Source organism: Wolbachia endosymbiont of Chrysomya megacephala (assembly GCF_008245065.1).
Classification (GTDB): Bacteria; Pseudomonadota; Alphaproteobacteria; order Rickettsiales; family Anaplasmataceae; genus Wolbachia.
Window position 1 is genome coordinate 1,114,712 of sequence record NZ_CP021120.1, and the last position, 13,807, is coordinate 1,128,518.

Consider the following 13,807-nt stretch of genomic DNA (forward strand, 5'->3'; position numbering starts at 1 on the left):
ATAGATTCAACATAAATTTGCCACCGAAATGTTGACATTAAGTTTCAAGATCTTTATCATGTAAAGGTGTGGGAAGCTAATGAACCTGTCCTTATTATTCGATTTATACAAAGTAGCCTTAGGCCCACAAATTCCTGGCAGGCTAAGATCTGGTGTTATTTCTAGAGATGTAATTTCTCCACTTTCATTCCCTCCTTCATTGGTAACATGTTTGCCTCTATCATTTTCATTCCCTACCTTAATACTAGGTTTATCTGTACCGATTCTTTTCTCATTTTTACATTCTTCAGCTGCTTTTTTATACCACTCAGTCTCTGCTTTTGCCATGTTAATTTTACACTTTAAAAGTTCTTCTTTTACTCCTTCAATCTTACTCTGCATCACTTCTTCTTTCTCCTGTTCAATTTTGTACCTCAAAACTTCCTCTTTTGCTGCCTCAGCTTCATTCTTAGTTTGTTCTACCTTCTCTCTTTCTTCTTGAAACTGTAATTTTAACTTATCATTTTCTTCTTTTACCTTATTAGCTTTATTCTCAGCTTCTTTTAACTTACCTTTAAATTCTGCCTCTACCTTCTTTCTTCTTGAACTTATTTTTTTAACTTATCAACTTCTTCTTCTAATTTTGTAATTTCTTTTTGTGATTCCACAGCATCCTCTTCTTCCGCAACCTGATCTCCTAGATTTTCGACTTGCTCACCCTCTTCACCATAAAAAAGTTTGTTGGCATATAAATTACTATTATTAACTTGATCGCTATAGATATTGTTTGACATTGTGACCTCCTATACAGTCAAAACTGGAATTAAATTAGAGTATAAAAGCTGAGAATTCAACATGGGTAAAAGAAACCACAGCTCAGGAAATCTCAGGTTAACTTAGAAATTATTATAAGCCAAAATGATTAAAAATTTTATAACTTATATTTTAGATCTAGCATGATAACCAACAATTATTCAATTTCCACCTTACTCACCAGCTTGACACAGTCCATCTTTATTCATTAGAGAGCCGTGATTCCTTCTCCAATGATTAATCACTTGTCAGTTTTGAGTGTAGTAGTTGATAGCCTGTACGTAAATACGTTGCTTTTGTTCTTTAGAAATTTTTAGTCTACTATCTTTATCCAGAAAAAAATTGTAAAATTTCTATAGTTATGGTATAATTATAAATACCGCTTGCCAATAAGCTGAGTATAAAAATGCCGTTCGGACAAATCATTACATATAGTACAATATTACTTGCTGTAATTGCAGTATTTCTCTTTTTGAAAAAAATATACAAAAATCACATTAGAAAAATTATATTTCCTCTAAAAGTTCTCAAAGAAGAATGGGAAGAAAATAGAAGATTTAATGAATTATATCAAAAAAATAAGCAAAAAGAGTTGATGAAACAACAGGAAATGCTAAGGGAGAAACAAAAGAATATGCAAGTTTACAAAGAAGATCTAGAAATAGTTGATATAGCAAAACCGTTAGGCAAATGGACAAAGATGGTTATGATGGGTAATAGTTTAATGAAACATTTTGCACAATTGATACACAGAGAAGGTGATAAGAAAGGATTTTGGGAGCTATTTATAAAAGCTCAGTCTTCAACTAAGGGTAAATATAAAGGAAAAGGCAGATGACGTATCCGTTGTATAACCTGCTTTCTGGCATTAAACTTCTTAAGTGTTATAGTCAGTCAAGTATAAGGGTGTCATCCCAGTGCTTGACACTGGGATCCAGCTCTTCATGTAATCTAGTTAAAAATATTAATTTTAACATAAAGCAACTACTTTTATGCCAACCAGCTCAGCGTGCTTACTTAAAATTCCTGGATTCCAGTGTCAAGCACTGGGATGACACCATCTGCTACCTACAAACCCAATGTTCGTACAGTTGTATGTCAAACACTGACTGTTTGTTGTGCAAGCTATCCAATGTTCATACACTGAAGTGTTTAGGCTCCAAGTTCTCTTTAAAGGTCCAATAGATGCTTGAATGTAAAAATCTATCCTGTGCTCGTAATAACAAAGTATTATTTAAAAACCTCAATTTTAAAGCTGAACCAAAATCAAAAATCTTAATCACTGGTCCAAATGGTAGCGGCAAAACCAGCTTAATCAGAAGTTTATCTGGACTTTTGCCGCCAGTGTCAGGTAATATAATGTACTGTGGAAAAGATATATATGATGACTTAAAATCCTATATACCTTCCATGGTCTATATAAGCCATAAAAATGCCTGTAAAGATAGCTCAACAGTTGGTGAAAACATACAATTCTGGGCAAGAATACGGAATACTAGAGAATTAATTATGGCAGCCGTTTGTTGCTTACAGTTGCAGCCTGTATTTAACATTAGATATGGTGAACTTTCTGCAGGCTGGAAAAGAAGAGTTGCGCTTGCTCGCCTTTTAATTTCTAATGCAAACGTTTGGCTGATAGACGAACCATTTTGTAATCTCGACAGTGCAACGTGTGAATTAATATTAAATCTAATCTCAATACGCTCTGAGCAAAACGGTATAGTAATTATTACAGGACATAGCTCTACAGAACAATTGTGTGACTTCAAGACAATCGACATACGTGATTTTAACAGACCTCTTGTATAATTTTTGGCCTTATTGTACTTACATCAATAATTTATTATCACATTTAATATTACGCATTAAAATTAACTCATCTCTTTCAAAGGCTCTATATTAAAAATAGAAAGCCCAGAAGCGATTACGTGCGCTAAGGCTTGGACGAGAAACATTCTTGCAGCGGTGAGGTTCAAGTTATCTTCTAGTATGAACCGCATGTTTAAATCACTTTTGCCATACCCCCATAAAACGTGAAACGCTTCTGCAACTTCAAGTAAGTAGAAAGTAATTCTATGTGGCTCACAAAGCCTTGCAGATATTTCTACCACATCTGGCCACTTTGCTAAGGTTTTTATGAGGAATAGCTCCCCATCTTTCTTTAAAAGTGAAGGGTCTGCTGTTGGGAGCTCTTTTGGAGCATTACGCATTAGTGAATGAGCACGAGCGTGCGCATATTGCACGTAAAAAATAGGATTGTCTTTTGATTGTTCTTTAACTTTAGCAAAATCAAAGTCCAAGACCATATCATTCTTGCGTGTTAACATTATAAAACGAGTTATATCCCTGCCAACCTCTTCCACTACATCCCTAGCTGTAAGAAAATTTCCTGATCTTTTCGACATCTTAACAGGTTTGCCATTTTCGAAGAAATTCACAATATTATGCAGTTTTACCTCTATCTTTGCTTGATCATCACTGAGCGCAGAGACAACTGCTCTAAGCCTTTTAATATAACCGCCATGGTCACTGCCGAGCTCTACGATCATATTGTTAAAACCACGTGATATCTTATCAAAATGGTAAGCAATATCCGATGCAAAATAAGTCCAGCTACCATCCTCTTTTTTTAGTGCGCGGTCAACATCATCACCAAATTTTGTAGAGCAAAATAACATTTCTTTTCTGGAAATCCAATTTTCATTCTCTTTACCTTTTGGTTTCTCCAGGTACCCTTCATACACTAGACCCTTATCAGATAATATCTTTATACTCTCTTCGATTTTGCCATTTTTTTGTAGCTCATACTCTGAAGTAAAGACATCATGACTTACTCCAAGTAAGTTCATGTCTTCCTTTATTATCTCTAAAATGGAACTTAAAGTATACTCTCTAATTATTTGATTATCCTCCTCTTCTCTAAGCTCCTTGCCATATTTTTTAGCTAGCCCCTTCCCTATTGGCTTTAAATATTCACCTGGGTATAAACCTTTTTCGATGCTAATTTTCTCTCCCAGAGCTTCCTTATACCGCAAATATACTGACCGAATTAGCGTATCTATCTGCGCTCCAGCATCATTGATATAGTACTCCTTAGTAACTTTATAACCAACTTTCTTTAGCAAATTTGCTAAAACATCACCAAACACTGCCCCTCTTGCATGACCAATATGTAGTGGCCCAGTTGGATTTGCGGATACAAACTCAACATTGATGGCCTGATTGTTTCCAATGTTGAGAGTGCCAAACTCCGTTTTTAGCTCATTTATTTGCTTTAAAATCCCATGCCATACTTCCATTTTCAAGTGCATATTGATGAACCCAGGACCTGCTATTTCCACTTTTGCAACTTCATCAAAAGATTTAAATTCTTCTGCTAAGATCCCTGCAATCTCAACTGGATTCTTTTTTTCATGCTTTGCAAGCACCATAGCAACATTTGTGTAAATATCTCCATGCGCTCTATTGCTCGGAGGTTCTACAATAAAGTTTGTTGCATTCGTGCTTATAATACCCCTTTGCTTCAACTCATTTAACTTGCTGGAAATTAGAGAGGAAACCTGCTTGAAAATGTTCATTAACTAAAAAGCTATAAGACCTGTAGCAGTATAGCGAATAAGTGGGGCTAGTTGAAGGGTTATCTTGTGTCAGCTTGTTAATACACTTGACAATGACTGAAATCTATGCTATAATAAGAATTATATTAACAGAGGAGTTATAAACATGATGGAAGTAGAACTTAATAAATATGTTAATGGTAATACCTTAGACTTAAATAGTCTACATATACACATGGAGAAGTTAATAAACTTTTTACAAGAGAATCCAAATATTACAAGCCTTATCTTACACGACTGTTATATTGATGCTGAGGGTGCAGAAGTTTTAGATGAGACATTAAAGAATGTTAATGCTCCGAATCTTACTGAGTGTAAAGTAACTTCTAGTATTATGGGTAATCAAGGTTCAATAGCAATCACTAAATTATTAGAGAATGGTAACTTTCCAAATCTTGTTAAGCTTGATTTAATTTCTAATAATATAAGCCCTGATGGTGGAGTGGAATTTATAAATGCGCTAAAGAATGGTAGTTTTTCAAATATTACTGAGTTTAATTTACTTTCTGACAGTGTCTGCGATAAAGGTATAGTAGCATTACACGAATCATTGAACAACAATAAGCTTCCAAATCTTGTTCAGTTTAATTTCCCCTTTAATCCTACTAATGATGAAAGCATAGAAACGCCAAGCGAACATCTATTCGCTGACAGCATTATATAAAGGTTTTATTTGTTGCTATTATTCAAATTTACCTATGTTGAACTATACAAAAGTGTCACAAAATCCATATATGTAATTTGATTAGAATTTTACCGTCACGCTGAGTAAGGTCACTCATTCTATTTTTCTACAAAAGTGTTTTCTGAGCTGAAAAGCCCAGAAAACATTCAGTCTTATATAAAATTAGTATCAACGGAAACAGAATTATCCTCATTGTCATAATAGTTAAGGTTTGCTTCTTGCGTACTATGAGAAAAAGCACTTTTTAATAGTACTTCCTTATCACTTCTATGATAGCCTTTTTCATTAAAGCCATCCTTGTTAAATTCATCTTCATCATAGCCATCCTTTTGGACCTGTATTTTTAACTTCTCAGCTTCTGCTTTTGCTTGCAGAACCTCCTCTTTACATTCCGCTTCGTTATCATAGTACAAGAAAGTCTCATCTTCATCATCATTAGCACCAGGAGAATAACTTGGGAGAACAGGTATTTTCAGCTTTACTTCCTTATCAGAACTCCACAGACCCCTCTTTATAGTCTCTTGAACTTTCTCTAATTCTTCAGGCAACTTACCAGATGAATCCAGTATCTCACCTTCATAATTTAGACGATCCTTTACTATATTATACTTGTGTTCAGCAATTTTGTGGCCATTTTTATCTATTATAGAATTGTCCCGAGCGACGATAACCATTGGCGACTTTAGCTTTGCAACTATAGTTTTACCTTCACACTCCCTTAATTTTTTTAACGGAAGATCTAAAATCAAATTAGGACACTTGTCATTCAGAAAAAAGTTTTCACTATAAATAGGATTGCCGTAAGGTGCAGCAGTTGGACAACAAGCACTTGTATTGATGCTTCGAATCTCTTGTCGACATTGTAAACCAGCATTTCCTTGATTACCTGCTTTATTACACCACATGTTACTAGGTGCGGCAAACGTAAAATTTATATTTTTTCCACATTCTTCATCCTCTTCACACCTAAAAGTTATACCAAAATTTTGTGCATGATATTGATCCTTACTATCTTTATCAAAATGACTCATGATCTCCTTTTTGCTCATTAACTCAGGCAAAAATTGTTTCAAAAGGTCTCTTGTAAACCAAGCAGGCTTACCCACGTGCTTTTCTGTTGAATATTTTTCAGCATCCGCCCCGCACATTTCTTTATCAATATGACCCAGACCGACAAGTTTACCTTCTATGACTTTATCATCTCCATCTTTATCATCTTCACCACCTTTTTTCTTTCCATTTTCATCATCTTCACCACCTTTTTTCTTTCCATTTTCATCATCTTCACCACCTTTTTTCTTTCATTTTCATCATTTTTTTTCTTTCCATTTTCATCATCTTCACCATCTTTTTTTCTTTCCATTCTTATCAAAGCCTTTTTTATTGTAGCCATCCTTATCAAAGCCTTTTTCGTTAAAGCCATTTTTGTCGTAGCCATTCTTATCAAAGCCTTTTTTATTGTAGCCATCCTTATCAAAGCCTGCTCTATCGTAGCCATCCTTATCAAAGCCTTTTTTATTGTAGCCATCTTTGTCATAGCCATCCTTATTAAAGCCGTCTTTATCTTTGTCGCCTTTATCGTGGCCATTTTTATCACGCTTACAATCTATCTCATCCTCTATTTCTTTTTTTATTTTATCCTTTATCTCATTCTTAGTCTTTTCATCAATCTCAAACTTAAGATCTTTCTCTAGTTCATTTTTAATCTTTTCTTTCAGTTCATCCTTAGTCTTTTCACCAATCTCAAACTTAAGATCTTTCTCTAGTTCATTTTTAATCTTTTCTTTCAGTTCATCCTTAGTCTTTTCACCAATCTCAAACTTAAGATCTTTCTCTAGTTCATTTTTAATCTTTTCTTTCAGTTCATCCTTAGTCTTTTCATCAATCTCAAACTTAAGATCTTTCTCTAGTTCATTTTTAATCTTTTCTTTCAGTTCATCCTTAGTCTTTTCACCAATCTCAAACTTAAGATCTTTCTCTAGTTCATTTTTAATCTTTTCTTTCAGTTCATCCTTAGTCTTTTCATCAATCTCAAACTTAAGATCTTTCTCTAGTTCATTTTTAATCTTTTCTTTCAGTTCATCCTTAGTCTTTTCACCAATCTCAAACTTAAGATCTTTCTCTAGTTCATTTTTAATCTTTTCTTTCAGTTCATCCTTAGTCTTTTCACCAATCTCAAACTTAAGATCTTTCTCTAGTTCATTTTTAATCTTTTCTTTCAGTTCATTCTTAGTTTTATCATCAATCTTGGATTTAGGGTCTTTACCATCATCCAGCCTTGTATGTAAATTAATTTTCAATATATGTGGCAGTTGACGTATATGACTTACATGCCTATTATTTGAATAAGGGGAAGTGTTCTTTAACATAAAATTGCTCCATTAATAAATAAAGGTTACTAAAAAGTTAACATAAAATAGAAGTGTATACTAACAATGTATACACCTTCATTACTTTCATATAATATAAACAATACCTTCTGGTACTGACATTTGTTCAGGAGAAAATGCTGATTCTGTGCGCGTATCTATTATAGAAGCATTTATCGCATCCACACAAGCTTTGCATTCAGGATTACTATCACATGCTCCTTTGAGACGATTGTCTGGACCAATTTCAAGATTGTTGTCACTTTTATCAATAATGTCTTTACATTTTGCAAACATTAAACCACTAGATTTCTTAGTAATGGCATCTTTAATCTCTCCAGAAACTGCATCAACTACTATTGAAAGCTTTGAAAAGTCAATTGGTTTTTTAGGTTCTGGACAAGCAGGACACTCAGGACAAGGAGGTATTTTTACCTCAGGACATTTTACATCAGGACAAGGAGGTATTTTTACCTCAGGACATTTTACATCAGGACAAGGAGGTATTTTTATATCAGGAAGCTGTATATTTAATTCGAGTCTATCACAACACGGATCAAAGTGGTCATGGCAATGTGGGTTAAAGTGGTTATGACAATGTGGACCAAAATTATTATGGTACCGTGGGTCAGTTGTGCAAGCTGTGCGCGTAGGAATACATGAACCAACACGTGGAGATGAGGAAAAATTATAATTCATAAGAATCCTTTAAAAAATAACTATTAGATTATTATAGGATAAAAAAGTTAATGATTTAATAATTTTGAGGCTAAAATTAGAATATACAAACTTACAGTACATTTCAAAATATGACTTTAATATAGAAGATATTCGCATTGAAAAGCTTTGCCACAGCAAAATGCTGCTAAGATTTCAAGAAAAAGCTGTCAGTAGTCAAATTTATTGTATTTTAAAGCAAAATGTGAAGCACACGGTTTCCCATGTGCTATTGGAAGTACGTATAGCAAGAGTGAAAGAACGTACGTTTGTGAGTGATTTAAATCTAATCTCTTAGCAGAAAAAATCAAACGTATCACAAGGATTATAACATGTATCATAATAGTTATGATATGAGTTAAAATGATTGTGGCAGGAATTAGTAGTACAAGGTACAAATGCAGGTGTACAAGCTTGTGCACAGTTCGATACTGGTACTGGTAAAGCTGCTGGTAAATTATAAGCCATTGGAGGTGTGCAAGCTTGTGCATAGTTCGATACTGGTAAAGCTGCTGGTAGATTATAACCCGTAAATGGTAGTTTTGGTAAATTACTGTAATTATAAACCATAATGATCCTTAAAAAAATACTATGAGATTATTATAAATTAAAATGATTAAAAATTTAATAACTTTGATTATGAATCTAGCATACCAACTAACGATATGATTTAAATTTTCCTTCAGTTTTTACTATATCTTCACCAATTTTGCATACAGCCCATCTTTATTCATTAGAGAATCATGAGTACCAACTTCTTCCACTTTCCCGCAATTAATCACTATAATCTTGTCAGTTTTGAGTGCGGTTGATAGCCTGTGCGTAATTATAATTGTTGTTCTGTTTTGCATCAACTTGCTAAGTGCTTTTTGCACTAGGCTTTCACTTTTATAGTCGAGGGCGGAAGTTGCTTCATCCAGTATTAAAGGTTCTGTCGCATCTATAGAGCGAAGTCAGTTTCATTTGTAGGAAAATAGAAAAGAAGTAATATAATCATCTTTAAAAAAGCAAAGATGTTGCGTATTAGTCCAAAATTATTGCCCTATTTCAAAGGATTTAGCTTTTCAGCAGAGATAATAATGTTATCAGTATACATGAAGTGTCGATTTTCTTTGAGCTATCGAGATTTGGAAGAAATGATGAGTATAAGAGGAGCGAAAATTGATCATGCTACGCTACAAAGGTGGATTATCAGATTTGTGCCACTGATAGATGAAGAGTTGAGGAAAAGGAAGAAGCAGGTTGGCAGTAGCTGGAGAATGGACGAGACCTACATAAAATTAAACGGTAAATGGGTTTATCTATACAGAGCACTAGATAGTCTCGGCAATACTGTAGACTTTCTGCTGTGTACTCGTAGAGACAAGTCTGCAGCACTTGCATTCTTTCGTAAAGCCTTTAGAAGGAATAATCTTCCTGAGAAAGTAGTAATTGATAAAAGCGGCAGTAATATTGCTGCTCTTGATGACTTGAATACGGAAATTCCTGAACCTTATAGAATCACGGTTTTTCAAGTAAGATATCTAAATAATATTGTTGAACAAGATCATAGATTTATCAAAAAATTAATAAAACCAATGCTTGGGTTTAAAAGCTTCCATTCTGCAAAGATTACCATCACAGGCATAGAAAATATTCGTATGATTCAAAAAAGACAAATTATTAAAGCTAATGATAATGGTTCTACTTTTGAAAATTTTGCTATGTTAATGGCTCTATAACTCTCATAATTCCAGTTTTTACAATCTTCTTGTACTACAATTTATAGATGCGACAGAACCACAATTTTTATCTAGCACCTTTTCATTAAATGCTCCACTAAACATTAACACAGTTTCTCCTAACGTTCTTCTAGTAAGATTTTCCTCCACTGCAATATTACCTCGTGCGGATAATGCACCATTACCAACGTATCCAACTCCCTCACCCATTATAGATTCTGCAAACTTTCCTTCTTTTGATACCCTACTTGGCGCGCTAAGATCACCATAATTAATAGCAATGCTTTTGATGCCACTGTCGCTTATCAGCTTATTTAAATCTTGAGTATTTCCAGTATTGACAAATATCCCACAAAATCCTGAGTATTTTCCACTATCTTGCTCTATTTCCTTAGCAGCTTCTATTGCTGCATTGACAAAAGCTATTTTTGCTTCTTTTTGCTCATCATTACTCAAACCACTCAAAAAAGCATTAGGTACCACAATGCTTAATCCTTCTTTATGTTTGGCAGCCATTAAGGCATTCAGTTTTACTACGTTTTTAAACTTATCTTGTAGCTCAGATTTTCTGCTACCTATTAACTTTCGACTTCTAGCAAAATACTTGTAGTCTAAGGTATTTCCTTTTAACTTAGGAAAAGTAGTATAATGAACAACGCTTTCTATAGGATCATTCAGCAGCTTTCCTGAATGATCTAAATGTTGTGTTACTTCAGCCCTTATAACTATATAAGAAGATTTTTTCTGTAGCTCTCTCCTATAATCTTCAAAACTTTTATATTTAGATGGTATTGTTACTCTTTTACCAGCCTTAAGAAGCTGAATATCATGCACTTCTTTTGCGCCAATACGATCCTTATCATATATTAAATCTATTTTTTGTTGTTTATTTTTAATCTCTTTTGCATATACTGTTTTAGTTGTGTTATCTATTACTATATCCGCATCCACTCCTTGTGTAAGCTGCACAATAGGGGCTAATTTATTATCAGTTATCATGCACTTCCCAGTGTACGGATTAGAACAACAGCCTTTTTTAGACCCTAGCCCAAACATTTCCATTAGTGGCCTTCGAATTTCATAATGCAATGAATAAGGAGTTGTGCAAAATGGAATTTCTTTTGTTTCTTCCTGAATTAGTCTAAGATTCATAACCTCCTCACTTTACACATTGTAGTATCATTAATGATAGCATTTTATAAATCAGGAGTCAAGCATTCCAAACAAATATAAGCTACATATACAAAGCACAAAGATTTTTGAAAATAGCTCTAAATAGAACTCTTGTATTGTGAATCAGATAGCTAAAATGCTGCTAGATAATGGAGAAAATGCTAACTTGAAAATCAGGATTGTGTACCATTACACCTTGCAGCTCAAAAAGGTTACAGAGAAATTGTCGAAATTCTGTTAAACAATAATGCAGATCCTGAATGGCTTTGTTGCATAGCTGTCAATAAGATGTAGAGATGGAAGGAATTTACAAGGCAAATTCGAAAAGAGGCATACCGATATCAGTAAATTTATTAAGTAATACCAATTCCCATTCCCACTATACAAAGAACGGATAGACAATAATGGAAAAAAAGCCATACTAAAGTAAGTGAAGTAGCGAGGTTTAAATGGCATTAAGATCAAAATTATTGGATGAAAAAGTGAGGAAAAGAAATGCTGAAGAAAGTAAGGAACAATGCATATGTTTCAAAAAAACTAAATGCTGTAATTGCGGCAAAAAAGCATAGTATAACGGCTGTAGCAAAAATATATTGCATTTCAAGAAGCGCACTAACTTCGTGGATAAAATTCTTAAAATTTGGCAGAGAAGAAAAACTGTTTGCTCCTCCACAACGCCGTAAAAGAACTAAATTAAATCAGGCTCAACTACAGCAAGTTGAAGCATGGATAGAAGAAAATCCTAATATTACCATTAAAGAAATGAGAATAAGAATCCAGGAAAAGTTCGGATTAAATATCAGCAAATCTACAGTACACCGCCATATACAAAAGATGAAATTTTCATATATTACACCAAGACCAGTACACAACGTACAAGATAAAAGTAAACAAGAGGAATTCAAAAAAAAATCTCAATGAAGTTATTGGCAAGTATCCAGAAAAAGAGCTATTTTTCTTTGATGAATCAAGGTTTGGCACACATTCGAAAGTTGGGCTCTGTAATATCTTTCTTCATAGGTAATCTCCTAAATTGAAAGAATTACTTGGAGTTTACCCACTTTCCAGCCTTTTTTCACTTCTTTCTAACCCATAGTTGGGGTTAATAGAATTTTTTTTGTGCCGTTAAACTTTACACAATTTTTTAGCTGTGTTTTATCTTGAACCGATAGAAAATCATAGTATATTGAGTATTTTAATCGGGTTAGGTAATGAATTACACTCTAATGCCATCACTTAAGCATAAAGCTCTTGTGGAAATAGCTATTACGTTATGGAATCAAGATGATGCCTGGGATTTAGCGTCAAAGTTTTACTTCTCATCACCAATCCTAAATGTCAGTGAAAGAAAAAGAGAATGGCAAAAGGTAGAGGATGAAGTGATAAAAAAGGTACTAAAACTTCCGCTGCCAGAATTGTTAAAAAAGGAACTATCAAGTTTTGTTGAAGCAATAGGTTGGCAGATACTCATATGGAAACAATATCATAAAAATCTTTTAGGTGGCAAAGATGCTAGAGCAAGCTTAAGCAAGCTTTGTTGGACACCACAAGGCACTATTGATAAAGAGAAAACAGCAAAGATATTAGTGCAAGATGAAAATTTAGATATTGCTAAGCGCTATAGATTAGCATGCACTTATTGTTTAGAAGATAACATTCTCACCCTATGGAAACAAATCAGTGGTAGGAAACTCTATGGAAAAGATCTTAGGAAAATAAGAATAAATGAATCACCTCTAGTATCGTTCTGGTCCCATCATATAGAAGAAGAAACAGCTCAGTTAGGCGATATAATAAGAAGATATTGTCAAGATGATAGTGTTACTCATTATGAGTATGCATTTCGACGTTCAGCAGTTAGTGGCAATGAAGCAGCAACCAGATATTTCCTACAAAAGTTAACTCCTGAAGAAAAAGATAAGGTCTTAGTAAGAACTGCAGAATATGTGGCAAAAAGACGTTGTGACTGTGTTAGTGAGTTTACAGATTTTTCCAGGGAGAATTATATTGATGTTTTGTGCTTTTTACTTTCAGAAATGGATAGAGAACAACAAATGGAAGTGTTCAAGAGCTGCTCTTATGAAGTGCTAAAGTGCTTTTTGGATTGGCCATGGCAGAGTTTTTTTATGGAAACAGCGCAGCATATGTGGGCTTTCCTTTCTGAAGAAGGTTATGATTGTTTATTGAGAGTAATCGTTAATAAGATGATAGATGGTAATAAAGATTACAATTATCAAAAGCTCTTTGGAATATTTTGGCAGCAAGGTCCTAGTACTCACACAAAACATGTAATAGATAAATGCGGATCAGGTGGGTTATTATTACTAGACTTATTTAAGGTTGAAGATGTGGAAAATATCAAACTGATCTTTCAAGATGCAACTCCCAAAGAGAAAGAAAGGCTTATTTTTTGTAGTAGGGGGCAAGATATTTGCCAAGATTTGATTTATGGTGATAGGGGGGGATTTATTGAGTTCTTCATTCGAGAATGTATATCATCAAAAAATGAAATGGTAAAATTTAGGGAGGAATTTAAAGAACGTATAACATGGTGTTGTTCAAGAGAGGAATTTACAAAGAGGAAAGATAAATGGGATAAGTTTTTTCAATTACTGGATAATCTTATTCAAGAAAATGACAAAAAGAGAGGAATAGAAGGAGAAGAAAGTAGTCCAGCAAAGAAACTTCGTAGTATAGAACTTGAGGAAGTGACACACAGTATGAAGAAATAGA

13 protein-coding genes and 3 pseudogenes are annotated in these 13,807 nt (G+C 33.9%); 7 read left to right on the top strand and 9 right to left on the bottom strand.

Annotation, left to right across the window (positions count from 1 at the left end; genetic code table 11):
- Positions 1-6 precede the first annotated feature (6 nt).
- Both CAI20_RS06705 and CAI20_RS06710 read right to left on the bottom strand, forming a co-directional pair.
- Positions 7-417: a hypothetical protein gene (locus CAI20_RS06705; RefSeq protein WP_149168914.1), complete on the bottom strand. Its 411-nt coding sequence runs from the start codon at positions 415-417 to the stop codon at positions 7-9.
- A gap of 170 nt (positions 418-587) precedes the next feature.
- Positions 588-773 (bottom strand): hypothetical protein, encoded by a 186-nt coding sequence (locus CAI20_RS06710; protein ID WP_149168915.1) that lies wholly within the window; start codon positions 771-773, stop codon positions 588-590.
- A gap of 425 nt (positions 774-1,198) precedes the next feature.
- On the opposite strand from CAI20_RS06710, the gene CAI20_RS05360 reads away from it, so the two are divergent.
- Positions 1,199-1,630 (top strand): hypothetical protein, encoded by a 432-nt coding sequence (locus CAI20_RS05360; protein ID WP_149168916.1) that lies wholly within the window; start codon positions 1,199-1,201, stop codon positions 1,628-1,630.
- 347 nt (positions 1,631-1,977) lie between these two features.
- Positions 1,978-2,601: a heme ABC exporter ATP-binding protein CcmA gene (ccmA, locus tag CAI20_RS05365; protein WP_149168917.1), complete on the top strand. Its 624-nt coding sequence runs from the start codon at positions 1,978-1,980 to the stop codon at positions 2,599-2,601.
- Positions 2,602-2,663: 62 nt separating this feature from the next.
- On the opposite strand, the gene argS is transcribed toward ccmA, so the two are convergent.
- A complete protein-coding gene (gene argS / locus CAI20_RS05370; RefSeq protein WP_149168918.1) occupies positions 2,664-4,370 on the bottom strand; it encodes an arginine--tRNA ligase in 1,707 nt (568 codons plus the stop codon).
- A gap of 145 nt (positions 4,371-4,515) precedes the next feature.
- Between argS and CAI20_RS05375 the strand changes: the two genes are divergently transcribed.
- Positions 4,516-5,073 carry a leucine-rich repeat domain-containing protein gene (locus CAI20_RS05375; RefSeq protein WP_246111582.1) on the top strand — a complete coding sequence of 186 codons (558 nt, stop codon included), beginning with the start codon at positions 4,516-4,518 and terminating at the stop codon, positions 5,071-5,073.
- 173 nt (positions 5,074-5,246) lie between these two features.
- Here CAI20_RS05375 and CAI20_RS05380 read toward each other — a convergent pair whose 3' ends face one another.
- The 5 genes and pseudogenes from CAI20_RS05380 to CAI20_RS05395 form a co-directional block, all read right to left on the bottom strand.
- On the bottom strand, positions 5,247-6,242 hold the full coding sequence (locus CAI20_RS05380; RefSeq protein ID WP_149168919.1) for a hypothetical protein: 996 nt from the start codon (positions 6,240-6,242) through the stop codon (positions 5,247-5,249).
- Between the two features lie 38 nt (positions 6,243-6,280).
- The gene (locus CAI20_RS06580) at positions 6,281-6,457 is read right to left on the bottom strand and encodes a hypothetical protein (RefSeq protein WP_167495308.1); all 177 of its coding nucleotides are present in this window, start codon (positions 6,455-6,457) and stop codon (positions 6,281-6,283) included.
- Positions 6,435-7,463 carry a hypothetical protein gene (locus tag CAI20_RS06715; protein WP_246111583.1) on the bottom strand — a complete coding sequence of 343 codons (1,029 nt, stop codon included), beginning with the start codon at positions 7,461-7,463 and terminating at the stop codon, positions 6,435-6,437. Before CAI20_RS06715 ends, CAI20_RS06580 begins: the two co-directional genes overlap by 23 nt.
- A gap of 87 nt (positions 7,464-7,550) precedes the next feature.
- Complete coding sequence (locus tag CAI20_RS05390; protein ID WP_149168920.1) at positions 7,551-8,162, bottom strand: hypothetical protein; 612 nt, start codon at positions 8,160-8,162, stop codon at positions 7,551-7,553.
- A gap of 710 nt (positions 8,163-8,872) precedes the next feature.
- A pseudogene (locus CAI20_RS05395) lies at positions 8,873-9,106 on the bottom strand (multidrug ABC transporter ATP-binding protein); the annotation flags it as partial.
- A gap of 87 nt (positions 9,107-9,193) precedes the next feature.
- Here CAI20_RS05395 and CAI20_RS05400 point away from each other — a divergent pair.
- Positions 9,194-9,901 carry an IS6 family transposase gene (locus CAI20_RS05400; RefSeq protein ID WP_149168876.1) on the top strand — a complete coding sequence of 236 codons (708 nt, stop codon included), beginning with the start codon at positions 9,194-9,196 and terminating at the stop codon, positions 9,899-9,901.
- An 18-nt stretch (positions 9,902-9,919) separates the two neighbouring features.
- Here the strand turns inward: CAI20_RS05400 and CAI20_RS05405 are convergent, their stop codons facing one another.
- The gene (locus tag CAI20_RS05405; protein ID WP_149168921.1) at positions 9,920-11,053 is read right to left on the bottom strand and encodes a hypothetical protein; all 1,134 of its coding nucleotides are present in this window, start codon (positions 11,051-11,053) and stop codon (positions 9,920-9,922) included.
- Between the two features lie 213 nt (positions 11,054-11,266).
- Here CAI20_RS05405 and CAI20_RS06830 point away from each other — a divergent pair.
- From CAI20_RS06830 to CAI20_RS05420, 3 genes and pseudogenes are all read left to right on the top strand, one after another.
- Positions 11,267-11,368 (top strand): annotated as a pseudogene (locus CAI20_RS06830) (hypothetical protein); the annotation flags it as partial.
- Positions 11,369-11,523: 155 nt separating this feature from the next.
- Positions 11,524-12,071 (top strand): annotated as a pseudogene (locus CAI20_RS05415) (IS630 family transposase); the annotation flags it as partial.
- A gap of 214 nt (positions 12,072-12,285) precedes the next feature.
- Positions 12,286-13,806, top strand: a complete 1,521-nt coding sequence (locus CAI20_RS05420) for a hypothetical protein (RefSeq protein WP_149168922.1) — start codon at positions 12,286-12,288, stop codon at positions 13,804-13,806.
- Position 13,807: the final 1 nt, after the last annotated feature.

Excerpts from the sequence above, each read along its gene's own strand:
- CAI20_RS05360 (WP_149168916.1), top strand. The coding sequence starts at position 1,199 with ATGCCGTTCGGACAAATCATTACATATAGTACAATATTACTTGCTGTA.
- CAI20_RS05375 (WP_246111582.1), top strand. The coding sequence starts at position 4,516 with ATGATGGAAGTAGAACTTAATAAATATGTTAATGGTAATACCTTAGAC.
- CAI20_RS05400 (WP_149168876.1), top strand. The coding sequence starts at position 9,194 with ATGTTGCGTATTAGTCCAAAATTATTGCCCTATTTCAAAGGATTTAGC.
- CAI20_RS05380 (WP_149168919.1), bottom strand. The coding sequence starts at position 6,242 with ATGTGCGGGGCGGATGCTGAAAAATATTCAACAGAAAAGCACGTGGGT.
- argS (WP_149168918.1), bottom strand. The coding sequence starts at position 4,370 with ATGAACATTTTCAAGCAGGTTTCCTCTCTAATTTCCAGCAAGTTAAAT.
- CAI20_RS06580 (WP_167495308.1), bottom strand. The coding sequence starts at position 6,457 with ATGGAAAGAAAAAAAGATGGTGAAGATGATGAAAATGGAAAGAAAAAA.
- CAI20_RS05420 (WP_149168922.1), top strand. The coding sequence starts at position 12,286 with ATGAATTACACTCTAATGCCATCACTTAAGCATAAAGCTCTTGTGGAA.
- CAI20_RS05405 (WP_149168921.1), bottom strand. The coding sequence starts at position 11,053 with ATGAATCTTAGACTAATTCAGGAAGAAACAAAAGAAATTCCATTTTGC.
- CAI20_RS05390 (WP_149168920.1), bottom strand. The coding sequence starts at position 8,162 with ATGAATTATAATTTTTCCTCATCTCCACGTGTTGGTTCATGTATTCCT.
- CAI20_RS06715 (WP_246111583.1), bottom strand. The coding sequence starts at position 7,463 with ATGTTAAAGAACACTTCCCCTTATTCAAATAATAGGCATGTAAGTCAT.
- ccmA (WP_149168917.1), top strand. The coding sequence starts at position 1,978 with ATGCTTGAATGTAAAAATCTATCCTGTGCTCGTAATAACAAAGTATTA.
- CAI20_RS06710 (WP_149168915.1), bottom strand. The coding sequence starts at position 773 with ATGTCAAACAATATCTATAGCGATCAAGTTAATAATAGTAATTTATAT.